The organism is Corynebacterium lipophilum (assembly GCF_024102595.1).
Classification (GTDB): Bacteria; Actinomycetota; Actinomycetes; order Mycobacteriales; family Mycobacteriaceae; genus Corynebacterium; species Corynebacterium pseudogenitalium.
In genome coordinates, this window is sequence record NZ_JAEUWV010000044.1 from 1 (window position 1) to 1,645 (window position 1,645).

At 54.2% G+C, this 1,645-nt stretch carries 1 protein-coding gene; it reads left to right on the forward strand.

From position 1 onward, the window contains the following. Positions 1-96 precede the first annotated feature (96 nt). Entirely contained in the window at positions 97-1,560 is a 1,464-nt protein-coding gene (locus JMN37_RS11230) for an integrase core domain-containing protein (RefSeq protein WP_252932198.1), read from the forward strand. Positions 1,561-1,645: the final 85 nt, after the last annotated feature.

The window sequence follows — 1,645 nt, forward strand, 5'->3', positions numbered from 1 at the left end:
TGTGATGTCTAGGGACTTTTTGGACACGGAGTCCAGGATGTTTTTGGACGGGATGTCTAGTGGCTTTTTGGACGGTTACGGCGGTGGAATAGCCGGATGGCTATTCCATTGCATAAACGTAGAAAGGTCGCAGATTTCGATCCCGTTCGTGACGGCAAGACGGTCACACAGTTTTGCAAAGAATTGGGGATCTCGCGACAGACGTACCACAACATCAAAAACCGGATAGCGCAGAAAGGCCGAGCAGGTATCGTGCCGGATTCGACTGCCCCGAAGAATCCGATGAAGAAATTTGACGAGGCCGACAAAATCGCAGTCATTCACGCCAGGCAACAGTTGATGGAACAAGGCTTGGATTATGGCCCTTGGTCGATCTACTACTTCTTGTTCGACTCTGTCGGTGCAGATCGCACCCCATCGCGGTCCACAATCGCCTCGTGGCTGTATGAGCTGGGATTTGTTGATGCCAATGCCCGCAAACGGCCGCGGAGTTCCTATAAGCGCTTCGCCCGTGATTTCGTCGGTGAACTCTGGCAAATCGATGGACTGGTCTATCGCCTCTTCGACCATGCCCACACGCATGTCACGATTTACCAGATCATCGATGATGCCAGCAGATTTGATGTCGGAACCACAGCATTCGCTCTACCGGAAAACGGTACTGATGCGCGCGCTACGCTGGCCGCAGCGTTCGCCGCCTACGGCAAACCCCAAGAAATCCTTTCTGACAATGGCGATGCGTTCGCCACCTACCACCGGGGTTTTCTCTCTGCTACTGAAACTTGGCTCGCCAGCCAAGGCGTACTTGCTATTGCTGGTTTCGCACCGACAACCCAGGGAAAAGACGAGCGATCTCACCGTACGTTGACCCAGTTCCTCGATGCACGCCACCCAGCAAGCCTTGCTGAGGTCAACACCTATCTGGCCGAATATCGCCAGGTATACAACGAACAACGACGGCACCAATCACTGCTGGTCGGCAAGATGCATATCACACCACGCCAGGCTTTCGATACCTTCCCCAAGGCACCGTCGCCTACGCATCCACTCGATCCTGATCAAATCTGGGCCCGCGTAGTTGCCTATAACCAAGCACACAATCCTCAAGCTATATCCAAAATGCCAAACGGCCCCGTGGAAGCGGCAACTTCACACGAGGCCAACACCGATGACATGGCAGCTCAGCAAGGCATACCTCCCACCGACACCTCCACACTAACGGCGCCGACGCCACAATCAACAAACCATTGGGGCATCCCAGACCAGCTCTGCGTGAGCAAAGACGGCGTTGTACGCGTATGCGGTTTCGGTCTCTACATTGGTCTGAGGTTTAAAAACCGTCGGCTCTACTCGACAGTCACAGTCGATAATGTTGCGGAGTTCTACACGGCCCATGATGGTGAATTCCTCTTCAGCGTGCCCCTTCCGATCACGTTGAGCCACAGGCCGCCAGGTGGTCAGATCAACATTAACCTCGTCGAAGGAATGAAACATCGCCAACCACCGCGGATGAACCCGAAATTATCCAAGCCCCGGCCGAAACGCAGGCTGCAACCGTAAGCCGCTAGAAGTGCCCAAGAACACCATGGATTCCGTGTCCAAAAAGACACCGGACTCCGTGTCCAAAAACCCTATGGACATAGCA

Excerpts from the sequence above, each read along its gene's own strand:
- JMN37_RS11230 (WP_252932198.1), top strand. The coding sequence starts at position 97 with ATGGCTATTCCATTGCATAAACGTAGAAAGGTCGCAGATTTCGATCCC.